This is a genomic window from Endozoicomonas arenosclerae (assembly GCF_001562015.1).
GTDB classification, from domain to species: domain Bacteria; phylum Pseudomonadota; class Gammaproteobacteria; order Pseudomonadales; family Endozoicomonadaceae; genus Endozoicomonas_A; species Endozoicomonas_A arenosclerae.
The window spans coordinates 1-23,996 of the sequence record NZ_LASA01000072.1; the positions used below are offsets into that span (position 1 = coordinate 1).

General features: G+C 49.6%; 14 protein-coding genes. 9 read left to right on the forward strand and 5 right to left on the reverse strand.

What is annotated here, in order from left to right; genetic code table 11:
* Positions 1–331: 331 nt before the first annotated feature.
* A complete protein-coding gene (locus WG89_RS10780; RefSeq protein WP_079253782.1) occupies positions 332–1,609 on the forward strand; it encodes a neutral/alkaline non-lysosomal ceramidase N-terminal domain-containing protein in 1,278 nt (425 codons plus the stop codon).
* A gap of 12 nt (positions 1,610–1,621) precedes the next feature.
* The gene (locus tag WG89_RS10785) at positions 1,622–1,804 is read left to right on the forward strand and encodes an oxidoreductase-like domain-containing protein (protein ID WP_172806782.1); all 183 of its coding nucleotides are present in this window, start codon (positions 1,622–1,624) and stop codon (positions 1,802–1,804) included.
* Between the two features lie 133 nt (positions 1,805–1,937).
* On the opposite strand, the gene pckA is transcribed toward WG89_RS10785, so the two are convergent.
* Together pckA and hslO are read right to left on the reverse strand one after the other, a co-directional pair.
* Positions 1,938–3,566, reverse strand: a complete 1,629-nt coding sequence (gene pckA / locus WG89_RS10790; protein ID WP_062265498.1) for a phosphoenolpyruvate carboxykinase (ATP) — start codon at positions 3,564–3,566, stop codon at positions 1,938–1,940.
* Positions 3,567–3,894: 328 nt separating this feature from the next.
* Positions 3,895–4,818: an Hsp33 family molecular chaperone HslO gene (gene hslO / locus WG89_RS10795; protein ID WP_079253786.1), complete on the reverse strand. Its 924-nt coding sequence runs from the start codon at positions 4,816–4,818 to the stop codon at positions 3,895–3,897.
* A gap of 277 nt (positions 4,819–5,095) precedes the next feature.
* Between hslO and WG89_RS10800 the strand changes: the two genes are divergently transcribed.
* Complete coding sequence (locus WG89_RS10800) at positions 5,096–6,631, forward strand: hypothetical protein (RefSeq protein WP_153301531.1); 1,536 nt, start codon at positions 5,096–5,098, stop codon at positions 6,629–6,631.
* 23 nt (positions 6,632–6,654) lie between these two features.
* Positions 6,655–8,358: a hypothetical protein gene (locus WG89_RS10805; protein WP_062265505.1), complete on the forward strand. Its 1,704-nt coding sequence runs from the start codon at positions 6,655–6,657 to the stop codon at positions 8,356–8,358.
* Positions 8,359–8,366: 8 nt separating this feature from the next.
* On the opposite strand, the gene ptsP is transcribed toward WG89_RS10805, so the two are convergent.
* The 3 genes from ptsP to WG89_RS10820 all read right to left on the reverse strand — a co-directional run bounded on the left by ptsP (position 8,367) and on the right by WG89_RS10820 (position 13,060).
* The gene (gene ptsP, locus WG89_RS10810) at positions 8,367–10,874 is read right to left on the reverse strand and encodes a phosphoenolpyruvate--protein phosphotransferase (RefSeq protein WP_062265508.1); all 2,508 of its coding nucleotides are present in this window, start codon (positions 10,872–10,874) and stop codon (positions 8,367–8,369) included.
* Between the two features lie 263 nt (positions 10,875–11,137).
* On the reverse strand, positions 11,138–11,440 hold the full coding sequence (locus WG89_RS10815) for a PTS fructose transporter subunit IIB (RefSeq protein ID WP_062265512.1): 303 nt from the start codon (positions 11,438–11,440) through the stop codon (positions 11,138–11,140).
* A 249-nt stretch (positions 11,441–11,689) separates the two neighbouring features.
* Positions 11,690–13,060 (reverse strand): TolC family outer membrane protein, encoded by a 1,371-nt coding sequence (locus WG89_RS10820; protein ID WP_172806783.1) that lies wholly within the window; start codon positions 13,058–13,060, stop codon positions 11,690–11,692.
* A gap of 597 nt (positions 13,061–13,657) precedes the next feature.
* Here WG89_RS10820 and WG89_RS10830 point away from each other — a divergent pair.
* The 5 genes from WG89_RS10830 (at position 13,658) to WG89_RS10850 (ending at position 23,990) form a co-directional block, all read left to right on the forward strand.
* Positions 13,658–14,017: a response regulator gene (locus tag WG89_RS10830; RefSeq protein WP_062265550.1), complete on the forward strand. Its 360-nt coding sequence runs from the start codon at positions 13,658–13,660 to the stop codon at positions 14,015–14,017.
* Between the two features lie 227 nt (positions 14,018–14,244).
* A complete protein-coding gene (gene pilH / locus WG89_RS10835; RefSeq protein ID WP_034835560.1) occupies positions 14,245–14,619 on the forward strand; it encodes a twitching motility response regulator PilH in 375 nt (124 codons plus the stop codon).
* Entirely contained in the window at positions 14,616–15,161 is a 546-nt protein-coding gene (locus WG89_RS10840; RefSeq protein ID WP_062265519.1) for a chemotaxis protein CheW, read from the forward strand. Before pilH ends, WG89_RS10840 begins: the two co-directional genes overlap by 4 nt.
* A gap of 257 nt (positions 15,162–15,418) precedes the next feature.
* Entirely contained in the window at positions 15,419–17,503 is a 2,085-nt protein-coding gene (locus tag WG89_RS10845; protein WP_062265522.1) for a methyl-accepting chemotaxis protein, read from the forward strand.
* A 280-nt stretch (positions 17,504–17,783) separates the two neighbouring features.
* Positions 17,784–23,990 carry a hybrid sensor histidine kinase/response regulator gene (locus WG89_RS10850; protein WP_062265526.1) on the forward strand — a complete coding sequence of 2,069 codons (6,207 nt, stop codon included), beginning with the start codon at positions 17,784–17,786 and terminating at the stop codon, positions 23,988–23,990.
* Positions 23,991–23,996: the final 6 nt, after the last annotated feature.

Consider the following 23,996-nt stretch of genomic DNA (forward strand, 5'->3'; position numbering starts at 1 on the left):
GTAACGGAAATGACTGAGAGTTAACTCTATCCATCGGTAACACTCATCTTTAGACTCCCAGCCAGGTTCTATGTCTGGGACATGTTCAAGGAAGTCGCTGACCTGATCCAGGGTCTTGATGAGTTTGGTGTTCATGATAATCTTCATCCTCTCATCATGAACGACATCCTGGACCTTTACAGGCTCAGTTCGTATTGGAAACCGGGCTTTTGTTCAGGCTCATTTTATATTGGAAGAGACTTCAACGTTAAAATTAAGTCCTGACTGACTACAATAGTTCCTTTTTAGGACTTGGCTGACTCAACCCTCAGATGAGATACGCCCAAAGAACATGAAAATAAATAGAACGACTGTACTCGCCTTCTTTCTAACAGTGATGACATCACCCTGCTGGGCGTGGATGGCAGGGTTTGCCAGTGAGCCTCTGGTGACATCGGAAGACTTGACTGATAAAAGAAAGGTCTTTTTAGCCGGTTACGGAGTACTGGGTAATCGTGAGGCTTCCGGGATTCATGATGATGTCTTTGCTCGCTCACTCTATCTCAGTGACGGAAAAAACACTGTACTGATTGTCAGCCTTGATGCCGTTGGATACAGCCAGACATTGGCTAATCGGCTGCGAACAGCATTGGCTTCTGAATTACAGTTACCTGAAGAGAACATTCTACTCTCGGCCACACACACTCACAGCAGCATAGATTTGCAGGGAATCTGGGGCAGTATCGATGAGAAACAGGCTGACGCCATTACCAACCGTGTCGTAAAATCCGGAAAGGCCGCAGCAGCCAACAGCAAGCCAGCCAGGTTGATGCTGGGACTCTCCAACCAAGGCAAAGGGTATAATCGACGTTTAAAAAGCAGCGATATTATCCCTCAGGTCCTTTCCCTCAATATCACCGGAACCGATGGCAAACCCATCGCATTACTGTTTTCATTTGGCTCCCATCCCGTCGCTCTGGACAAGGATAACCTTGCAGTCACATCTGACTGGGTAAACTTTTCACGCAACCAGATAGAGAAAGAGTTGGGAACAAAAGCACTATTCATTAATGGTTCCCTGGGGGATGTACTGCCATCACTTGATGGCAAACCCAACGACGTGCGCACCTTTGAATTTGCTGAAGAATACGGGGACCTTATTGCCCGCACGGTCATTCAGGCTAATAAGGAATCCAGAGTGCTGAATAGTCATTTAGCTTACTGCAGAGAGCCTCTGCCTCTGGAAGTCGATAACCTCAAGGTTATTGCCCTGACTAAAGGGTTAAACAATGGCACCATTGACTGGACTTCACTGACAGACACCACTCTGACAACCACAGCATCAGTTTTGGTGCTCGACAAGCTTGTCATTATGTCAGTACCTGGCGAGCCTGTGACTCAATTAAGCCAGACCCTGATGGCGAAAGTACCCGATTATGATCGCGCTATCTTCAGCCTGACTCACGACAGTCTGGGCTATCTGATTCCTGAAGACGATGTGGGCAGAAAAGACGGCTATGAAGAAACGTTCAACCTGAACCCTCGCTTTGGAACAGAATTGTCCAATGCCATCGATCGATTGTTGAAGCAATGTCTGGGCAGCCAATTACAAACCCAAATAACTCGTTGAGTGCTGGAAGGAATGATGCCAGAAATTAAAAAGCCGGAACGACCTGCAGACGATGATTGCTGTGGTGGGGGCTGTTGCCCTTGTGTATGGGATTACTATCACGACCAACTCTCCCTCTGGCTTGAGCAGGAAGGAAAGCAACCTTTGGAAACATCTTCTGAACAGAGCAGCGAAAATGATTCTGTCTATCGATAAGTGATCTGGATTTATTCTGGCATAAAACGAAAGAAGCATTTATGCCCCAAAAGGAACGGTAAATGCTTCAAAGCAGAAAGCTGCCGCAAGTCATCATTGAAGATGATCACTTATACGGCAGTTTCCTTTTACATCAGTCCAGAGAAGGGCCAGCAGCTACCAGAGCCTGACCTTCGTCCGTATCCGTAAACTTGTTGAAGTTGGTGATAAAGCGATCGGCCAGATCGCGGGCTTTACCATTCCAGTCTTCTTTGTTCTCGTACGTATCCTGAGGATTCAGGATACCGTCTTCCACGCCTTCAACATGTGTTGGCACGTGCAGACCAAAATACGGCACTGTAATGGTTTCAGCTTCGTCAATGCTGCCATCCAGAATGGCGTCAATGATGGCACGGGTCGCCTTGATGGAAATACGCTTTCCGGTACCGTTCCAGCCAGTATTCACCAGGTAGGCGGTTGCACCATTGGCTTCCATCTTCTTAACCAGCTCTTCAGCGTACTTGGTAGGATGCAGGGTCAGGAACGCAGCACCAAAGCAGGAAGAGAAAGTCGGAGTTGGCTCGGTAATACCACGTTCAGTACCTGCCAGTTTGGCTGTAAAGCCTGACAGGAAGTGGTACTTGGTCTGCTCTGGTGTCAACTTGGATACCGGTGGAAGAACACCAAAAGCATCGGCTGTCAGGAAGATAACCTTCTTGGCATGACCCGCCTTGGAAACAGGCTTGACGATGTTTTCGATATGCTCAATAGGGTAGGAAACCCGGGTGTTCTCGGTTTTGGAACCATCATCAAAATCAATGGTGCCACCTTCATGAACAGTCACATTTTCCAGCAAGGCATCACGACGGATAGCATTGTAGATATCCGGCTCGTTCTCTTTGCTCAGGTTAATGGTTTTGGCGTAGCAGCCTCCTTCAAAGTTGAAGACGCCGTCATCATCCCAACCATGCTCGTCATCACCGATCAAAGCACGCTTTGGATCAGCAGACAGTGTTGTTTTACCGGTTCCGGACAAGCCAAAGAATACAGCAACATCGCCGTCTTTTCCGACATTGGCTGAACAGTGCATGGACGCAATGCCCTTGAGCGGTAACAGGTAGTTCATGATGGAGAACATACCTTTCTTCATTTCACCGCCGTACCAGGTACCACCGATGATCTGAACACGCTCGGTCAGATTAAATGCAACAAAGTTTTCAGAGTTCAGACCTTGGGACTGCCAGTTTGGATTAGTGCACTTGGCTCCGTTCATTACTACGAAGTCAGGCTCAAAACCTTCCAATTCCGCTTCTGAAGGACGGATAAACATGTTTTTAACAAAGTGAGCCTGCCAGGCCACTTCAGTAATAAAGCGCACACTGAGGCGGGTTTCCGCATTGGCTCCACAGAAGCCATCAACCACAAACAGACGTTTGCCAGACAACTGCTCGGTCACAAGACCTTTCAGGTCAGTCCAAACGTCCTGGGTAATCGCCTTGTTATCGTTCTTGCCCTGGTCTGACCACCAGAGAGTATCGCGGGTAGTATCGTCTTTAACGATGTACTTGTCTTTTGGAGAGCGGCCGGTAAAAATTCCGGTATCAACAGAAACCGCTCCCAATTCAGTCACTACGCCTTTTTCATAACCTTCCAGCTCAGGACGTGTCTCCTCCTCAAATAGAAGCTCGTAGGACGGATTGTAAAGAATTTCCGCTACGTCTTTGATCCCAAGACTGGCCAGAGCATCTTTGTTCAGCTCAACTTTTGCGCCAACTTCTGCCATTTAGAGCTCTCCTAAGCTTCCAGGAAGTTATTATGTTCGTATTTGTGATTCTATGATAAGCGGTGTAGCGGCGCCTATGATAGGGGATATATTGGCCCAGATAAACGCATAAGTGGCCTATTTATCCGTAAAAGTTTGACGTATCTAAGGTTTGGCCAGCTTTAAGGTCTCACCACTGCCTGTTTCTTAACAGCAGAAAACAGAAATCGCCCGAAAGAAACAAGAACAAACACCCCAGCAGAAAAATATCAGGTTATAGAAGGGCGCTGGTTGTCAGAGGTCAATAGAAGGGAAGTTTGGCCGGAGGAACTCCGGCCGGAAGACAGAATCAGTGGGTCTTGGGTTGGTTACCCCGGAAGATCTCAGCAACATCCTGCGCTGTGAACGTATAAGTATGGCTACAGAACTGGCAACCCATATCGATCTTGCCCAGATCAGCCACCATGGACTCCGCTTCTTCCTGCCCCAGGCTGGCAAGGATCTTTGCGCTTCGCGGACGAGAACAATTGCAACTGAAAGCTACTGGTTCTCGGTCAAATACCCGAACTTCTTCTTCGTGGAACAAACGAAGCAACAGTTCTTCATGTTCAAGTTCCAACATCTCGGCATCGGTCACAGTATCAGCCAGCATGGCAATACGGCTCCAGGACTCCTGACGCTCAGCTTCGTCATTTTGTATGGAAGACGGCAGCGCCTGAAGCAGAAGACCACAGCCCTGATCACCATTACTGGCCAGCCAGAAGCGGGTAGGTAACTGTTCAGACTGCTTGAAGTAATCATTCAGGCCATCAGCCAGTGTTTCATGATGCAGGGGCACAATTCCCTGATATCGATTGCCTTTATGAGGGTCAACTGTCAGAACCAGCTGACCATTGCCCAACAGGCCGGATAAACCTTTTGCTGTCAGCTTGTCCGTATTTTCTTCTTCCCAGCGAGCCAAAGCCCGGAAGGTTTTCTGGTCGGTGCATTCCACCATCAGCAGTGACAAAGGCCCATCGCCTTTCGCCTGCAAGCTCAGAATGCCTTCAAACTTCAACGTGGAACTCAGTAAAACAGCGGCAGCCACCAGCTCACCCAGCAACGCCTTGACGTTGACCGGATAGTTATGAGCAGCCAGAGATTCAGTCAGGCTGTCGCTCAGAGAGACGATCTCTCCACGAAGGTCTGCATTTTCAAAAATAAAACGCTGGGCACAGTCTTTCTGGCTCACGGCGCTGGCCTCTTCATTCAGGGCGGTATCTTGTGTACTCATCAACGGCTCTATGTGTTTCTTTCGCTTCAGGCTCGGGCGCTGAAACCTATCCCCAGCCTGTGCTGCCAGGCTCTGCCAGAGACCTGCAAACGATGCCGGATACATGAAACCCGTCATTATAGCGGTTTCGTAACCACATCTCATTTGTTGCTTTTACTGACCGATAACAAGGCAATAGGTTAAATGGCCATGAGCGAAGAAGAGCATTACGTCACCTCAAGCAAGAAGAGTGAGGTAGCTAAATGCTCTCTACAGTCAATTGATTCGGGAAAAAAGCATGTCAACAGGCAGCGGAAGCATACCTCCTTCAGGGCCTCCGGGGTCACACATACCAGGTGTGACTAAGCCTCAGCACCCCCCTACACAAGGCAAAGGGGGAGTAACACCACGTACCCAGCCCAATGCACTTCCGGGAGGTCAGAGTGAAACTCCCGATACTCCCATTGGCACACGCAGTACTGCACCCACAAGAGTCACGCCACAACTAGACCCATTAAAAGCGCTCCAACACCAATATCATGAGCAATTTAACAGGGTTCTTTCTTTTCAGGCTCAGTATGACTTTCTGAACTTCATCCCCCATCTGGAGCAACGCCTTCAGGATCCATCTCAGTTCCAGGATGATCTGCCTTTTGAAATTGTTTATGTGAAAGACGGCAAGATGACCTCCGTTTTGCCGCCAGACCCTGATGTGCCGCCCGACTCCGAAGAGGCTGTCAAACTCAGAACGTCTCTGCAAAAAAAACTATCTGTTATTGACCAAAAGAACGGTCCGGAAGAGAGACGCGCCCTCCGAGAGCAGATGGAAAACACTACAGAAGACTTAGGTCGTATAGGTAAAGCCATTACAGAGGCGGGCGGCATCGTTCCAAAGCCACCCATTCCAAAAATTACTCTGGTGATTGATGAAAACCAGTTTACCGCTCAAGCTCCAGCAAAAAGGTTTAATCCTGGCCAAACACCCCAGCAGAAGAGTGGCGCAGGTCAGTTTTTGCTGATTCCAAAAGATGCCTCCAGGCGCATGCCACCTCCAGTATCCCCAAAACCAGTCGCACCGCCCTCTCCTCCGGTTTCTGAATCTACTCAGTTGCCGAGCTACTACCAACTAGCTCCGAACAAAGGAGGTGTCTTCTCAGATATCTACCTGACAAAGGATACTGAGGCTGATCATGGGAAAATAGGTAATATCGCCTCTGTTAATGCCGGTTCCACAGATCTTAAATTCGGTGTTAATGCCGGAGGCATTAATGGTGAATTTGGTAAGGCGTTCTCATCACAAGAAAATGTTCAGATAGAACAGGCACAAATAGATTTCCTGAATGACACCGCTGATGAGGGCGCATCCGGATATGTTATTGCCGACCCAAAATACACTGACCGCACACCTCTGATGGCCATTTATGGACATGTCAGTGGAGAACCAGACAATCAGGGAACGGTTCTTGTCAGCGTATTCAGGGATGAAAATTGCCCGGAAGGTATCAAGAAAAACCGTGCCATGATTTATGTGGTACCACCGGACGGCACATCTGATAGCTTTGATGACAAGGATGACTTTCTTGAAAATGTAAGAGTGACTGCCAAGAACCTGATCGCCACACAAAACAAATATAACCACTGGGCTTCAGAAGAAGGCCACCCTGTTTTGCCGGTACTGCGCACCTGTGCATTTGGCGGAGATACTTATTGTCACCCTGACTCCAATCAGGTGGAAGTAGCTAAGGCCATTCGAGCCGGTATCAAGGATTACTTTGACGAAATCACTCCGGATCAGAATACGATCAAGGAAGTACAGCTCGAGCATGACGTCTGACCGGTTATCAACGGAAGAATACTATGAGCATACCTCCTCCCGGCCCCAACAAACCTCCTGCCCATGGGACTGTCCCTCCGGGAGGGAGTAACAAACCGTCAGGTGATCAAACCAAGCCCCATACCCCCAAGGGAAGCGGTCATCAGTCAAAAACGTCTCTGGGTGATCGGAAAACATCCACAACAGCACCAACTCCTTTTACAACGCCTGCCCCCAAAACCCCGGAAGAGGCCAGAAACAATTACATCCAACAGAGCTTCAGGGTAGAAGCACTTGAAACCCGTAAAACTTTGTCCACATTTGCAGCGGGCTTGAGCCAGCATATTGCGTCAGGCATCCCCAACAGTGCTGGAGCTCCATTGCTGGTCATTCATGTTGGCAGCAACGGTAAGATGACGAACATCATCCCGGCCGATGAAGGGCTGATGGACCCACAAGCATCCAAAGCACTTCGGGAATCACTGGTTAAAACGTTTAATGAAGTCAATAAATTTTATACTCCAGAGAGCAAAGCCGCCCTTCAAAAGGATCTCACCGAAGCCAAAAGCAAACTGGAAAATTTCAAGCAAACGCTTGTAGAGATGCAGCAGCCTCTGCCTGAACCCGATTTGAAAGGGAGAGGCATTCGCATTGATCTTCCGGCACTGCATAAACCACCAGAACTCTCGGAACCCTTTCCGCCCCCCAGGCCCAATAGCCATAAGCCAGGTTCCTACGTTCTGCCAAAGCAACCACCTGTAACAAGCCAGCCTGATGATGAAGAGCTGATAGACCTCAGCGTACCTCCACCGCCTCTTCCCAGACAGCCTGTCAGAAAAGAAGATCAGGCACTGGCCCGGATAAAAGACCCAACCGTTACTGCTCTTCAACTCCATAAAGCCGAATTTTATAAAGCTGGCACGGGCCCTAAAGATTTTGATGTTTCGGGAGACAAAGCCATTCTCTTAAGGCAGGGTAACCCACTCGAAGGCGAAGCTTTTGTCGGTGCGCCTCTGGCATTGCTTCCAGGTCAAACCAGTCATAAATGTCAGGGTTCAGACCACTCTGCAAGGAAAGCCTTACTGTTTCCGCTTCTCATGAATTTTATGAGAAAACATCGACATCCATCAGCCGTCCTGTTTCCCAAAGAAGCCGTTTATGCCTATCAAGTGGGACTGGCTTCCACTCTGCCGAATACCTCCAAAGTTCTTGAAGGGTACGGCAGTGATACCGAAAGAAGGCGCTGCCAGAAACTATTAATTGATCTTGAAGTCCACCCAGCCGTTGCTGAGTACATTGCCAACGATGTTGCCGGTAGTCAGAAGAGCAGCCATACTGCGACTGGAAAGCCCAATACAGCACTGTACGACACCCTTACCGCTGCGATTGTGAGAGATATTGAAAGACTTGAGATGACTCGATTCAATGACGGAATAGATGTTGAGGATCTTGAGACGTACAAGATGCTCGAACAATCCATGTCCGAAGATGAGTGGGATGAACGTGCATTTGAAATTTCACACGACCTTGCTCATCTGTGTCATTGCTGGACAAGTGGTCTGGAAGACCAAGGTGAACTTACCGACGACTGCACTATTTACATTGCAGACGAACCTGTCGAGTTTGATGATGAAACCAGCCTCTCGGCCCCTCCCTCCCAACCCGGTGCGTTCAAGCGGCAGAAAGATTGGATGCTCGGCTACGAACACCTGAAAAGCCTTTATAAGTGGGATGATTCGTGGGTATGAAAAGCACTTCATACTTCGAGGTGCTCTTCAAGAAACTCTGCCAGAGCTTCAGGATCAGGAGATGACTTGATTCGACTCAGGAAGTTGTCATTTACCAACTTGCGTGCAAGCTCTGCCAGAACTTTCATATGCTCATTGTTACTGCCGGACTCTCTGGCTGCGAGTAGAAAAACCGTATCAACGGGCTTTCCATCCACTGAGTTCCATTCAATGGGATTTTTCAGTCTTAAAACACCCGCCGAGTGACTGTAGACAAGATCGGACTGACAGTGAGGAATGGCAATGCCGTTCCCCAGAGCAGTGGAATATACCGCTTCGCGTTTCCAGACGGCTTCTTCCAGAAGTCGACTATCGGATATACGACCATCCAGAAAAAGCATATCCACCAACTCCTTGATAGCCTCCTCCTTGGACAGGCAATCATAATCCAGCTTCATGATGGCAGTATCGAACACTGGACGAGGCGCCAGACTACTATGGGACTGCTTCAGCAAAGTAGTGACCTGATCAATATCTTCACAATTCACAGCCTGATCCAGCAAATCTCTGCAGTGCACACTGTTCAAATGACTGACTTTTTCTTTTACTGTCGGGATCAACGGGGCTGGCAAGCTGATTTCATCCAGCCCTAACCCCACCAGCAGGGAAAGAATGTCTGAGTCGGATGCCATCTCACCACAAAGACCGATCCATTTCTTGTGCCGGTGCGCCTCTCTGACCGTACTCTTCAACAGCCTTAAAAATGAAGGGTGCAGATAATGGTAAAGATCACCCACCTTGTCATTTCCACGATCTGCCGCCAGGAAATATTGGGCCAGATCATTACTTCCAATACTGAAGAAATCGACATACTGAGCCAGCTGGTCAATGATCAAACATACCGAAGGAACCTCCAGCATGATCCCTAATCGAATCTCACCGTATTGCTGTTCTGATGCCCTTAGCTCATCTTCTACCTCCTGAATCACTTCCCTGACCCATCGCACTTCAGTAACACAACTGATCATCGGAATCAGTAATCCTACCGAACCATGAACAGCAGCCTTGAGCACAGCTTCTACCTGCGCCTTGAACAATTCCAGAAATTCAGGGTATAGCCTGACGGCCCGATAGCCCAAAAACGGGTTTTGCTCTTCAGACAGATTGAAATAATCGACCGGTTTGTCTGCCCCGACATCAATGGTTCTGATCACCACCGGACGCCCTTCAGCCTCCCTGACAACAGCGTTGTAAGTGGCCACTTGCTCCGCCAGTCCCGGGGCCTGTGTTCGTTCCATAAACATCATTTCCGTTCGGAACAGACCAATACCTTCGGCACCGGACTTGAAAGCGAGTTCAGCATCTTCCTGACCAATAATATTTGCCCCCACTTCCAGCCTTTGCCCATCTGATGTTCTGGCTACTCCCTGAACAAAAGGAGCACAACGCACACTGAGCGCGCGAGATCGTTTTTCTTCCTGCTGATAGTATCTCAGTGCTTCTACAGGAGGGTTGGCAATTAACAGGCCCAAACCAGAATCCAGAACTACCTCATCCGCCTGCTTCATCAATTCCCGAGCCCCTTCAACCCCTACCAGAACAGGAATACTTCGAGCCTGAGCCAGCAAAACAGTATGAGAAGCCTTACCCCCGCATTCGAGCACCAACCCCTTGAGATGGCTTTTATCAAGACCCATAAATTGACTGGGTGTCAGATTATCTGCCAGACAGATACTGTTTTTCTGCAATACATCCGGACTGTAGAGCCTGCCAGAACCATAAGAGAGACGCAGAATCTGATCACAAAGGTCACGAATATCTATCACCCGATCCCTCAGGTAACTGCTCTGGGAGCTCTCCAACGCATTGGCAAAATGCTCAAGCGTCGCTTCAATACTTTCAGAGACCGACAAACCATTATCGACATGATCCAGAAGCCGGGCTTTAAAATCGGGGTCACCAGCCAATTGCAAATGTGCTTTTAAAACTTCTCTCTCTGCTAGCAGTTCAGCATTTTTAACAGATTTCTGTAATGCCTCCTGAACCTGCTCAATAGCCCCCAGCAGCCTGAGACGTTCACCAGTCACTCCGGCATAAACAGCTCGATCTTCAATAGGCAGGAAGCGATACTCTTTGAGACAAACGGGCTCACCAATAGCCCACCCCTCACCTGTGGCCTGGCCACGACAAAACTCCATTTTTAAAGCTCTAAGTGAAGGAGGTAACACCCCTGAATTTCTTACGGTCGGAAGCAACTCATCGCACTCAGGAAGGTGTTTAAAAACAAATGATTTGATTCTTCGAAATGCCTCAACGGCATCCTGACCGGCAATTTTTATCCGGCAGACATCTCGGTAAGCAATATCAGCAGCAATCAGGGAAAGTGGACTTTTAAGATTGGCCTTCCTGCCACTGCGAAGATTCTCCAACACCATGTCAGATTCAAAAACATTGGCTTCTTTGACCAGATAACTCACCGGTCTGGCATGCAACCCATTCAGCAGCTCACAGGTAAAAATAAATTCCTTACAACTCATTACCCCGGGGCCCTCAGCATTGTCATTGTTTTCTGTCCTTATCACGCTTCAGCACGGTACTGTCGGTCTTCGGGCTGTTTAAAAGCTGTTCCTCAGCATGAAACAAACCTCTTCAGAATTTCACTGCATGTACATAGGAAACAGATATAAGCCAACACTCAAGCTTCAGAGCCTCTGAGAGCTACAGTATTGGCAAGGATGAAGGCACCTCGAAATCAATCAGTTTCTTGCCCGGTCTCAGACAAGAACAACTGAAGCCAGCCTTATCCCTGACCTAGCTGGGCCATGACCGCTTCCGGATTCCGAATCGCTTCAGAGACAGGCACTTTGATAACCCTTAAATCCCTGAAACGCTCCTCTCCGTCTACCGCAATATCCACCGCCAGGAGCGCAACATCCGCCTCTTCTACATCCTGAACAGTGATTTCATTCTCAATACCCATAGCCCCCTGGGTTTCTACCTTGATGTCATGTCCCTGATTGAGTGCAGCTTCGGTGAGTTTCTCGGCAGCCATATAGGTATGAGCAATACCGGTTGGGCAGGCAGTTACAACGACTATTTTCATTTATTGATCCTCTGGAACCACTTTTGCCAGTGGAACAGCCCATTTGTTAACCATTAAGAAGCTCTTCCCTCTGTTTATTAATGGTCTCAGGAAGATTTCTCAGCATTCTGCTGCTTATAGCAGGCTGTTTGACCCAATAAGGCTAGTAGAAGATTTAAAGAGTGGGAAATTATTGATCAGGACTACAAGGTGAGCTGTTAGATCGATTGAGCACCAGAGCTATGAACTCTGGTGCCTGGGGTCTGAGATTTACTCTTGCTCTTGCCAATCTGCAGGCAGGATGATTTCCAGTTTCTCCAGCAGCTCGCCGGTGGCAGCAATAATCCGGTAACGAGCAAACGCTTCCTGATAGACCGCTGTAGTCAGACTGCGACTGGACTGGAACAGCTCATTTTCACTGTCCAGCAGATCAAGCAGGGTCCTTTTACCAATATTGAACTGCTCTCGATAAGCCTTAACCGTCTTCTTGCTGGACTCTTCATGCTGACGAAGGTATTGCTTCTGCTCACCTATAAATTCGTAGGCAGACCATGCCAGCCTGAGGGTTTCTTCAACATTACGCAGCATTCTGTCGCGCTGGGCTCTGCTTTCTTCCGTTCTGTAGGCACTCTCCTTGGAGCGAGCCCTGTCAGAACCACCCCTGAACAGGTTATAGCGAAGCCTTAACATAGCAGTGGTGTCTTCATGGGTACCCAGCTGACCGTCGGCATTATTTCTCCAGCTTTTATCGACTTCAATATCCAGTGTTGGGAAATAACTGCTGTCGGTGGCTGACTCCTGAGACTCAGACGCCTTGATTTCCTGCTCAGTTGCCAGAATGCCCGGATGCCTGCTGACACTGGCTTGCAGCGCCTGATCAAAACTTTCCTGAATGTTCAGCTTGTAAGAACCAGGTTGCTCAAGATCACCCGGCATGGAGCCCACCAGACTGTGATACTCACTTTCAGCATCCATAAGGTTGTTGCGAGCATTGATGACATTTGCAGTCGCTCTGGCTACCCGACCCTGGATCTGATCCAGATCTGAGCTTCTGGCAACACCCTGACGTGCACGCTGGGCAATCTGCTTAAGGATAGAGTTGTGAACTTCCAGATTTTCTTCAGCCAGCTCGACCAGATCCCTTCTTTCAAGAACCTTCAGATAGACATCGGCAATGCGCAGAGCCAGATCCTGAAGTGTGTTTCTCAGCCTTAAATATTCAGCGGCTGCGCTGTGCCGGGACTGAGCAACACTGCTGCTGGTATTGAAGCCTGAAAACAGATTCTGGCGAACCGAAAATGATGCCTCTTTTCGGGTAAAGCTTTTATCACCCAGGGCCTCATTAGGCTGATCGTCAGGATAGCTCTTCTTCTGACCACCGATCCCGGTAGTGATATCGATGGATGGCCACCAGGCTCCCCAGGCCACATCAATGCTCTCTGTTGCGGCGCGGTACCTGTTTAGCCCGGCCTGAGCCTGAGGGTGTTCAGCCAAAGCCTTGTTAATGACTTCACTCAGAGTCTCAGCCATTAAAGAGGAGCTAAATAGAGAGCTACCGGCTAGTACTCCAGCCAGTAAGAAGTTCCGGGAAGCGTCAAGTAATGACATTTTCCCTAAAGACGATATCGGACTAAATTTCATGAGCATCCCTGTCTGCCAGATAGTTCAGTTGGATTATTTCCCGATACATCGGCTTCCAAAGTTGTGGCTTTAGTCAAATATCCCGCAATTTGTCAGGCTATTGAGCCACTCATCATCTGGTCATTCACCGTTGAACTGTGTTAAAAAGGCTTGGGAGTCTGACTGAAATAACGCTATTTCGGGAGGAACGTATTAAAGGGGCAAGAAGACAGAAAATAACGCATTTATCTCGGCATCCGCTGAGGTTTGATCCGCAAAGCCCTGAACATGGCACCCCATTAAGTGAATGAGTAACATTCCTCGAGAGCGGTGCTACCGGATCTGAAGAACAGCTTTGAGTCATCAATGCTTGTCTTCCCAATCAGGATTGGGAAAGGAAAGAAAAAAAACAGCCATGAGCGGAAAGCACTGTTCATCCAAATTACAGGAAGATCAGTATCTTCATGGCAGATACAATAAAAAAACACCTGAAGTCTAGGGACCCGATTCCAGGTGATCAGAGTGTGTATGGACAAAAGCATGAACAGCTATGAGTCAAACGCTGCATCTTCTTCAAGTCATAATGATGGTGCTGTTACCCTGGATCGCCTTAAAGTCATGGTCATTGATGACAGCAAGACGATTCGCAGAACCGCAGAGACACTCTTGAAAAAAGAAGGTTGTGAAGTCGTAACAGCCACCGACGGGTTTGATGCCCTGGCAAAAATTGCAGACAACCAGCCCAACATTATTTTCGTTGATATCATGATGCCCCGCCTGGATGGCTATCAAACCTGTGCATTAATCAAGAACAACAACTCTTACCGTGAAACCCCTGTCATTATGCTGTCCAGCAAGGATGGCCTCTTTGATCGGGCAAAAGGCAGGGTGGTTGGCTCCGACCATTACCTGACCAAGCCTTTCAGCAAAGATGAATTATTGAGCGCAATAAGGGACTACTGCCCTTTGACAGTTTGACAAGAAAAACGGGACAAGATCTGGTATAAACATGTACTGCGCTTTCGAACCACCGGTTTTGGCGGGGTGTATTTAATGTTTAATAAAAGCACTCCCAAAGTCTGAGCATGGAAATATCCGATTCCAACCATGAAAAAACGGTATTTTCGTGGTAAGAAATAGCGCTGATAACAATGAAAAAAGCTTGGCCCTGAGGATTTGGGCAAAAGCAGTAACAGGGGAAAATAATGGCAAACATTCTCATTGTTGATGACTCACCCACTGAGTTATACCAGTTGAAGGCCATGCTGGAAAAACACGGTCACAGTGTTCTGACCGCTGAAAATGGAGCCGATGGTGTAGCACTCTGCCGTGCAGAGCACCCTGACGCAGTTCTGATGGATATTGTCATGCCCGGCCTGAATGGTTTTCAGGCTACACGTCAACTGTCCAAAGGTAACGATACCTCTCACATTCCAGTCGTCATTGTGACCACCAAAGATCAGGAAACCGATCGGGTCTGGGGTATGAGACAAGGTGCTAAAGATTACCTGACCAAACCCATTCGTGAAGAAACCCTGCTTAAAACACTGGGTAATGTTCTGGAAACCGAATCTGCATGAATACAGCTCACACAAGCCCTTTTGAGGCACTAGTGGAGCTGGATGCCAGGGTTAAACAGAACGCTTTTGAGCTGCCTGAGAAACAGACTCGGGTTGAATCCTGGAATGGCGTTGGCTTCACACTGAATGACCAGCAGTTTGCCGTACAAATTGGTGAAGTTACGGAAATATTGCCCGTACCTTCTACCACACCTCTGCCCGGTGTTCAGACATGGGCAAAAGGTGTATCAAACGTACGCGGACGTTTACTTCCCATCATAGATCTGGGAGAGTTTCTGGGTAAGGTTCGAGACAGCCAACAGGCGGCTAACCGAATCATGGTAGTAGAGCAGGGAAAATTATCCGTTGGATTGATCGTGGATGAAGTACAGGGCATGGTCCACTTCTCCACCAGTCAGTTCTCTGATGCCTTGCCTGACAGCCTGTTTGAAGAGGTCAAACCCTTCACTGTCGGTCGCTATCAGCAAGATAAAGATTACATGGTATTTAATACACAACTGCTGGTGAATGACGCCCGCTTTCTGAAAGCGGCAAAAGAATAAAAACAGCTTTGAGCTTCTGGAATAGCTCAAAGCCTGTCATTGTCGTCCCTGTTATACAGCTAGTAGCAGAAGGCGGCATTTTCATGAGCAGACACGACTGAACGAAATATTTTTTATCCTCGGGTGATGACAAACCTGAGTCACTGAAAAACTCTTTAATCACCACAGGTGACTCAGGAGCATTCACGGTAAAAAGTATTCCAATAAAAACAATTTAAATAGCGAGCATTCCGAAGAAGTCACCGGGGACCATAATAATGAAAGGCAATATCGCAACCAACGCCCAGGGAGCAGGGGCAAGCCGAGCCATTCTGGCCTCGATTATCCTGTTAATACTCTCTCTTTCCGTCATCACCGGCTCATTTATTTTTATCAGCCAGCAAAGTGAACTGGATCAGGTGCACCTGACCGATGCTGGTGAGCTTCGGGTACTCTCCCAGCGTATCGCAACCAGTGCTACCGAGGCCTCAGCCGGTAAAGAGGAAGCCTTTGCCCTGTTGAGGGAGGCCCGTAACGAATTTGACGAGCGTTTCACCTCACTGAAAAACTCTCAACTCTCAGTTGCTCCCTTCCTGAGCCCTGGTGACAGCAATGCTGCAACCCAAATTGAAACGCTCGATGCCGCCTGGTCGGAACTGAAAGTCGAAGCGGATAACATTCTGGCCGCCGAAGAAACCGTACTGACCCTGCACGAAGTAGCCAAGACTCTGGGTGAAACGATTCCCCAGCTGCAGGTTGAATACGATGAAGTAGTAGAGATTCTTCTTGAGAATAGCGCGCCGAATGACCAGATCGCCCTGGCACAGCGTCAGCCCTGGCTTGCAGAACGTATTATTCGAAGCGTTTCGAAAGTACTGGAAGGGGGTGAAGACTCCATCATGGCTGCTGACAGCTTTGGTCGTGACGCCAAACTGTTTGGACGGGTACTGAACGGTATGCTGGAAGGCAACCTGGCCATGCGCATCAGTCAGGTGACCGATGAAGAAGCCATTGACCGTCTGGCAGAAATTTCTGACCTGTTCGGTTTTGTAGAAGGTAGCGTTGACGAAATTCTGGAAACCTCCCCGGAACTGTTCCAGGTACGTGCAGCTTCTGACCAGATCTTCACTGACTCCCAGCAACTGCTGCAACAGACTTCTATTCTGGTAGATACCTTTGAAAGCCTGACTGACCAACGTCTGGTAAACAACACCGTAATCAGTATTGCCGGTGTGGTTGCCCTGCTCTCTTTGCTCATGATCGCCACCACCATCGTAAGAGATACCCGTGGCCGTCTATCTGAAACCGCTGCCCAGAACGAAGCCAACCAGGCTGCGATCTTGCGTCTTCTGGACGAAATTGCCGACCTTGCTGACGGTGACCTTACCGTACAGGCGACAGTAACCGAAGACTTTACCGGTGCGATCGCTGACTCCATCAACGTGGCGATTGAGCAGCTGCGTGAACTGGTAAATACCATCAACCAGACTGCGGTAGAAGTAGATACCTCGGCACAGGAAACCCAGAGTACAGCTAAGGAGCTCGCCGAAGCGGCCGGCTATCAGGCAGAAGAAATCAACTTTGCCACCCAGGCGGTCAATGATATGACCGACTCCATGACCACGGTATCCCAGAATGCGACCGAATCCGCCCAGGTAGCTGAGCGTTCGGTAGAAATCGCCACCAGCGGTGGTCAGGTGGTACGTAACACCATTGAAGGCATGGACACCATCCGTGAGCAGATTCAGGACACGTCCAAGCGTATCAAGCGTCTGGGTGAATCTTCTCAGGAAATCGGTGACATCATCGCACTGATCAACGACATCGCCGACCAGACCAACATTCTGTCCCTGAACGCCGCGATCCAGGCGTCCATGGCCGGTGAAGCCGGTCGAGGCTTTGCGGTAGTTGCGGATGAGGTACAGCGTCTTGCTGAACGTGTATCCGGAGCGACCAAGCAGATTGAAGCTCTGGTATCCACCATCCAGACCGACACCAACGAAGCGGTTATCTCCATGGAACAAACCACTTCTGAGGTAGTAAACGGCGCCAGACTGGCACAGGATGCGGGTGTAGCCCTGGAAGAAATCGAGAAAGTATCCAGCAATCTTGCGAACCTGATCAGCAACATTTCCAACACTGCGAAGAAGCAGACCGGTTCTGCAGAACAGATTGCCCTGCGTATGACCACAATCCGGGATATCACCACCCGCACCGCTTCCAGTACCACTGCAACAGCCGGCTCGGTAGGTAACCTGGCGGAGATGGCCCTGGAAATGCGTCAGTCTGTATCCGGCTTCCGTCTGCCTTCAGCAGGTGAAGAAGCTGTGAATACAGTACAAGAAGACGAAATTACCGTCTGATAAGCTCTGGCAGAAGCAGCCTTGTCTGCTTCTGCCAGCCAATACCCGACAGTGAAATCTATAAGTCCAAGGTGCTGCCTTTATCTTTACCCGGCAGCTTGTTTCGCTTCTGACCACTCTCACTCAGAAGTCGTACTGGCAGTATTTTCACAACACCGCCATGAACCGGAAACGCCATATAAACGACAAACAAATGGCATTTTCATGGCAGGAAAATAGAGAACTGACGATTTTTATTCCAGCAGCATGGGTTGCTGGCACGGAATAACGGGGGCCGTCAATGGCTGAACAACAGGATTATGCTGGCCTGGAGTGGGTAAAGGAAGAGATTGAGCAGACGCTCGTTGAAGCCCGCCAGGCATTAGAAAAGTACCAGGAAGAGCCAGGCAACCCAGCCCATATCAATGCCGGGCAAAGTGCCTTCACCCAGGTTCATGGTGCACTGAAAATGTTGCAGCATGAAGGCGCTACTCACTTGAGTCTGGAGATGAACAGGCTGACCGAGGCTATGCTCAACCAGAGAGTGCCTGATGTCAGAATGGCTCTGGAAATCCTGATGCAGTCCACACTGCAACTTCCAGGCTATATTCAACAGACACTGAACAGTGGTGTAGATCGCCCGCTGGCATTGTTGCCTTTGATCAACGAACTCAGGCAACTGCGTGGTGAAGACCCACTACCAGAAGCCACCTTTTTCTTTCCTGACACGTCTTCACTGATCGACCCGGTTGAACCACCTCAGCTGGAAAGTCTGGAAAAAACCGGCCTGGTGCCACTGCTGAGAAAAATACGACAGAAGTATCAGCTGACTCTGGCGGGTTACCTGCGTGATCAGAACCGTGCTCAGCAGATTAAAATTCTGGCCAAACTGTTTGCCAAATTACAGGATCTGTCCTGGGGCGCGCCACTCTCTCCTCTGTGGGAGGCCAGTGTTGCCCTGACCGAAGGTCTGGATAACCAGTCAATCGAGCAAAACATTCACGTCGCCAACCTGCTCAGAGAACTGGATGGACAAATCCGCCTGTTCATCAAGCAAGGCGCTCCTTTCATAAACACTCATCCGAATGATGAATTGTTCCGTGGCCTGCTCTTCTACATTGCCACCTCTGAAGGTCAGGATGGTTTTACCGGAGCCCTGAAGTCACGCTACAAACTCGAAGAAGTTCTCACCCAGGCTCAGGCAGGCATTTCAGATGTGCTTGCCGGTGTCGATGCTACTACCCCAGTGGTAGAAGCATTGAACTACGAACTGACGGGCATCAAGGAAGCACTGGACCTGTACCTGCTTTCGACAGACCCTGACCCCCTAGTTCTGGAAAATCAGCTGCCCATCATTCAGCAGGTAGCGGACACCCTGACCATCCTCGGAATGGAAGATCTTCGTGCCCGTCTGAAGCAGAAGAAAGAATTGATTCAGACTGTGATCAACACCGGTCAGAATGCTGAAGAGCATCTGATGGATGTCGCCGGTACTATCCTTGATCTCGAGTCTGCCCTGGCCCGATACGCTGCCGGTGAAAGTATTGAGTCTGAAGAAGAAGGCTCTCCTCTGCTGGAAGAGGTTTATCAGGCCGTTATCAAAGAGGCCCGCCACTACCTCGAGCAGACCAAGGATGCCATTGTTGACTTTGTTGACAGTCATCATCATCCCGATTTTCTGTCCCAGATTCCTGAACTGCTTCACAAGGTTCAGGGTGGCCTGGCCATGACACCTCTGACCCGTGCTGCCAACCTGGTAAAAATCTGTTCGGAGCACATCAAGAGCGAATGGATCGAAAACAGCAAAACACCTGAGAAAATGGAACTGGAGCAGCTCGCAGATGCTGTGACCAGTATCGAATACTATCTGGAAAGGCTTAGTGATAAGGGCCAGGAAGAGCACGAAGCCATTCTGGACGTTGCGGAAGAAAGCCTCTCAGCCCTGCGTGGCCCGGTCTCTTCCGAAGATGAAGCCGTAGAAGCGGTTGAACTGGATGAGCAGAGCTTCCTGGAAGGCTCAATGCCCGTCGCTCTGGAAGAAGAGAAAGACGAGTCCGCAGACTCAGCCACAGAGAACCTGGAAGCTCAGGCTTCTGTGACTCTGACCAACCGACCTATTGAAGTCAGCCCTTATGATGTTGTTCAGTTTGACTTCTCATCCTCCAGCGCCATTGAACCTGCTGCCGTTGCAGAAGAGCCTTCAGAACATGAAGTAGCACACGCTATCCAGGTCGAAGAAGCTCCTTTAGTCCAGGAAGCGCCTCAAGTTCAAATTACACCTGAGCCCCAGAATGCCCCTGTAGAAGAAAGCATCATTGATGATGAACTGCTGGAGGTCTTCATTGAAGAAGCTGGAGAGGTACAGGAGCAGCTGGCTGAAGCCATTCCTAGCTGGTTAAACAATCAGGACAACGAGGGTGTACTGAAGGACGCTCGTCGTGCTTTTCATACTCTGAAAGGCAGTGGACGCATGGTGGGTGCCAATGTTGTCGGTGAACTGGCCTGGTCCATTGAGAACATGCTTAACCGTCTGATCGACGGGACGATCCAGAATACTCCTGATCTTCGTGACCTGGTCAGCCGTGTCACCCATATGCTCCCAGCATTGATTTCAGATTTTGCCGAGCAGAATCAGGTTCTGACTCATGAAGTACTGGTCTGCATGGAACAGGCTGACGCGCTGTCCAAAGGCGAAAAATACACCATTGAAGATGAGGAAGACTCTATTGAGGAAGCTATCTCAAGTGATTCTTTAATGGATATCGACTTTGAGCTGGAAGTTGACCCCGATGCAGAAGCGGCCCAGCTGGCTATCGTGGAAGAGCTGTCCAAACCGGCCCCACAAGTTGAAGCTCAGCCCGAACCTGAAGTTCAGGTAGAAGAAGCAGAAGCTGATCAGGCCATCATTGACATTCAACTGCTCAATGTCTTCCTGGGTGAATCCAGAGCCCACCTTGAAGTGGTTCAGTCCTTTGTTGATCAGGTCAAATCCCAGGGTGGCAAACGTCAAATCAGTGATCAGGTTCAGCGCTCTCTGCACACCATGAAGGGCATTGCCCTGATGGCAGAGATTGCGCCTCTGGCCGAGATCATTGTTGCCCTTGAAAAGAACATCAAGGACTTCAGAGCCCATTTGATTCCAGCTGACGATCGTGTCATCAGCATGCTGGATAAAGGTTTGGAGCTGATTAAAGAAGGTCTTGAGCAGCTGACCCGATCGCCCAAGCAGCCTGAGCTGGATTCTGAAAACTACCTGTCCTGGCTGGAAGCCCTCCATGCACAGCTCATTACCGAGCAGCACAAGGCACAATCCACCAACAGAAAATACACGGGTGGCCAGGACACTAACCTGTTTGCCCATAGCGATCTTGGATTACTGCTGGATGCTGATGAGTACCTGTCTACCTGGCGTAACACCTTACCCAAGAATGAATTGGCACTGTTCCAGAAAGAACTGACGACACTGGCAGAACGTGCCAGCGAAGCCCGGCTGACATCACTGGCAGAACTCTGCGATGTTCTGCTGGATGTCATGAACTATCTGGACAAGCACGAAACTATTCTACCCGGAGTGCTTGCTGCGCCCCTGTCCAATGGCTTTGAAGCCATGGTCGACATGATGAACCAGGTTGCAGCGCAGCAAACTCCAGTTCCACCCCAGTCCGTTTTCACTGAACTCAGGGAGTCACTGGAAACTCTGCTGACTTCAGAAGCATCGGTTGAAAATCTGGACAGCACTCCTGTCAGTGACATTGAAACACCGCCATTCCAGGAAGTAGCTGTTGAAACCCTCGACAGCAGTGATGAGCTTGAGATCACACTGGAGACTGCTGTAGAAGAACCTCTTGCTGAAGTGGTTGAAGAAGTTATTCTTGAGGCTGCTCCAGAAATAGAAGAAGTGATTTCTGAAGAAATCACTATCGAGGTGTCTGAACCTGCACCGACTCCAGTACCAGAAGCTCCTGCTCTGAATATTGAAGTAGAAGAGCATGATCTTGAGCTGGTTGAGCTCTTCCTGGAAGAAGCCACCGATCTGGCAGAAGATTGCCACCACGCTCTGGAAGACTGGCTGAATAACCGCCAGAATCTGGCACCACTGACTGACCTTCAACGTTCTCTGCACACGCTCAAGGGCAGTGCACGAATGGCCGACCAACCCGAACTGGGTGATCTCAGCCACGCTATCGAGGACATCTACAGTGCCATTGCCAGTGGCAGGAGCTCTGTAGATAAAGCGCCCATCCATTTGCTTCAGGCCGCTCATGACCAGATTGACCAGATGCTGGTCGCCCTGAAAAGTCAGCAGCCACTGGGCTCTGTGACACCTCTGGTAGAACAGCTGGAACAGTGGGCACTCAATAATGACTATGAAGCCGAGCTCCCACCTCTTGCCAGAGCAGAAGCTCCTATTGAAACCCTGCCTGACTATCTATCGGGTCCGGCCAATGGTTTCATAGAACCGACTGAGACTGAAACAGAGTCGCCCCCCCCCAGTGCCGAGCCAGCGGAACTGGAGATTGACGACGTTCAGATCATTCTTGAAGAAAATCTGAAAACAGAAATTTCCAGAGAAACCGTTGTTGAAGAAACACGTTCAACAGCACCGGAAATTATTGTCGAAGAACCTGCACCTGCAACCACTCGTGTAGAAACTCCAGTCACCAGCAGTTCAGTCAATACGCTGTCCAAAGGCAACGAGATGATTCGTGTGCCGGCACAGCTTCTGGAGCAGCTGATCAACCTTTCCGGTGAGTCCAGCATTAACCGGGGACGCATTGAGCAGCAGATCCAGGACATCAGTAACACACTGGAAGAGATGGACAGCACCATCGACCGTGTGAAAGAGCAGCTGCGTCGTCTGGATACCGAGACTCAGGCCCAGATTATTTCTACCTTTGAAGAAGAGCATGGCAACGACCCTGAGTTCGATCCATTGGAAATGGACCAGTATTCAGAGCTGACCCAGCTGTCCCGCTCCCTTGTCGAGTCGGCTACTGACCTTAAAGACCTCAAGGAAGGTATCCAGGACAAGAACCGGGATGCAGAAACCCTGTTGCTGCAACAGTCACGGACTCTGATCGAGCTTCAGGAAAAGCTGATGCAGGCTCGAATGGTATCCTTCAGTCGTCTGTTGCCACGCCTGCGCAAGATTACCCGTCAGCTGTCCACAGAATTGGGCAAACCGGTTAACCTGAATGTGACCAACGCTGAAGGCGAGATGGACCGAACCATGCTGGAAAGGATCCTGGCGCCGCTTGAGCACCTTCTGCGTAATGCCATTGACCACGGTATTGAACCTTCTGTTCAGGACCGGGTGTCACTGGGTAAGCCTGAGACAGGTAGCCTGACCCTTTCTATTGCCCGCGACGGTGCTGATATTGTTGTTGAGCTCAGCGACGATGGTCGCGGTATTAACCTGCAGGCTGTACATTCGAAGGCTCTGGAAAAACATCTGATCACACCTGAAGATGAGCTGACCGATCAGGAGATTGCCCAGCTGATTCTGGAGCCTGGTTTCAGTACAGCCGAGTCTGTCACCCAGATATCCGGTCGTGGTGTAGGTCTGGACGTTGTTAATACAGAAATACGTCAGATGGGTGGTAACATCCAGATTGACAGTGAGCAGCTCAAGGGAACCTCCTTCAAGCTCCGTCTGCCCTTTACCCTGTCTGTAAACCGTGCCCTGATGGTTCAGGTAGCAGACAGCCTGTACGCTCTGCCAATGCAGTCTATTGATGGTATTACCGTAGTGGCTCCCAAAGTCCTGACAGACTGCTATCAGAACAGTACGCCTCTGCACTACGGTGGTATGGAACACCAGCTGATGTTCCTGGGCGAACTATTGGGAGATCCAACCCCAAGAATTCAAACAGAGCAGTGCCCTGTAGTGATCATTGAGCGGGGCGGTAAAAACCTGGCCCTGCATGTTGACGAGATCATTGGTGGTCGTGAAATCTTCACCAAGAGTCTGGGCCCACAGTTTGCCGGTTTGACCGGTGTAAACGGTGCCACCATTCTGGGTGATGGTCGGGTTGCCATCATCATTGACCCAGCCACTCTGGTTCGCAGACACCGCATTGAGCAGCACTATGTAGAGCTGACCAACCAGTCTGAAGAAGAAGCAGAAACCATCCAGCGCGTACTGGTTGTAGACGACTCGGTAACTGTACGGAAAGTAACCACCCGTCTTCTGGAGCGCAATGGCTATCTGGTTGAAAGTGCGAGAGATGGTGTTGAAGCCATGGCTAAGCTGGCAGAAAGCAGCTACGACATCATGCTTCTGGATATCGAAATGCCGAAGATGGACGGTTATGAAGTGGCCAGTGCAGTGCGCAATGACAGCAACCTGAAGTCACTGCCTATCATCATGATTACCTCCAGAACCGGTGAGAAGCATAAGGCCAGAGCCTTCAGCCTGGGTGTGAACGAATACCTGGGTAAACCTTTCCAGGAAGCCACACTGCTGGAGTCTATCGAACAACTGATTGGGGCAAAGGTAAGCTCATGATCTTGA

Excerpts from the sequence above, each read along its gene's own strand:
- hslO (WP_079253786.1), bottom strand. The coding sequence starts at position 4,818 with ATGAGTACACAAGATACCGCCCTGAATGAAGAGGCCAGCGCCGTGAGC.
- pilH (WP_034835560.1), top strand. The coding sequence starts at position 14,245 with ATGGCAAACATTCTCATTGTTGATGACTCACCCACTGAGTTATACCAG.
- WG89_RS10820 (WP_172806783.1), bottom strand. The coding sequence starts at position 13,060 with ATGAAATTTAGTCCGATATCGTCTTTAGGGAAAATGTCATTACTTGAC.
- WG89_RS10800 (WP_153301531.1), top strand. The coding sequence starts at position 5,096 with ATGTCAACAGGCAGCGGAAGCATACCTCCTTCAGGGCCTCCGGGGTCA.
- WG89_RS10840 (WP_062265519.1), top strand. The coding sequence starts at position 14,616 with ATGAATACAGCTCACACAAGCCCTTTTGAGGCACTAGTGGAGCTGGAT.
- WG89_RS10845 (WP_062265522.1), top strand. The coding sequence starts at position 15,419 with ATGAAAGGCAATATCGCAACCAACGCCCAGGGAGCAGGGGCAAGCCGA.
- WG89_RS10805 (WP_062265505.1), top strand. The coding sequence starts at position 6,655 with ATGAGCATACCTCCTCCCGGCCCCAACAAACCTCCTGCCCATGGGACT.
- WG89_RS10850 (WP_062265526.1), top strand. The coding sequence starts at position 17,784 with ATGGCTGAACAACAGGATTATGCTGGCCTGGAGTGGGTAAAGGAAGAG.
- ptsP (WP_062265508.1), bottom strand. The coding sequence starts at position 10,874 with ATGAGTTGTAAGGAATTTATTTTTACCTGTGAGCTGCTGAATGGGTTG.
- WG89_RS10780 (WP_079253782.1), top strand. The coding sequence starts at position 332 with ATGAAAATAAATAGAACGACTGTACTCGCCTTCTTTCTAACAGTGATG.
- pckA (WP_062265498.1), bottom strand. The coding sequence starts at position 3,566 with ATGGCAGAAGTTGGCGCAAAAGTTGAGCTGAACAAAGATGCTCTGGCC.
- WG89_RS10815 (WP_062265512.1), bottom strand. The coding sequence starts at position 11,440 with ATGAAAATAGTCGTTGTAACTGCCTGCCCAACCGGTATTGCTCATACC.
- WG89_RS10785 (WP_172806782.1), top strand. The coding sequence starts at position 1,622 with ATGATGCCAGAAATTAAAAAGCCGGAACGACCTGCAGACGATGATTGC.
- WG89_RS10830 (WP_062265550.1), top strand. The coding sequence starts at position 13,658 with ATGGTCATTGATGACAGCAAGACGATTCGCAGAACCGCAGAGACACTC.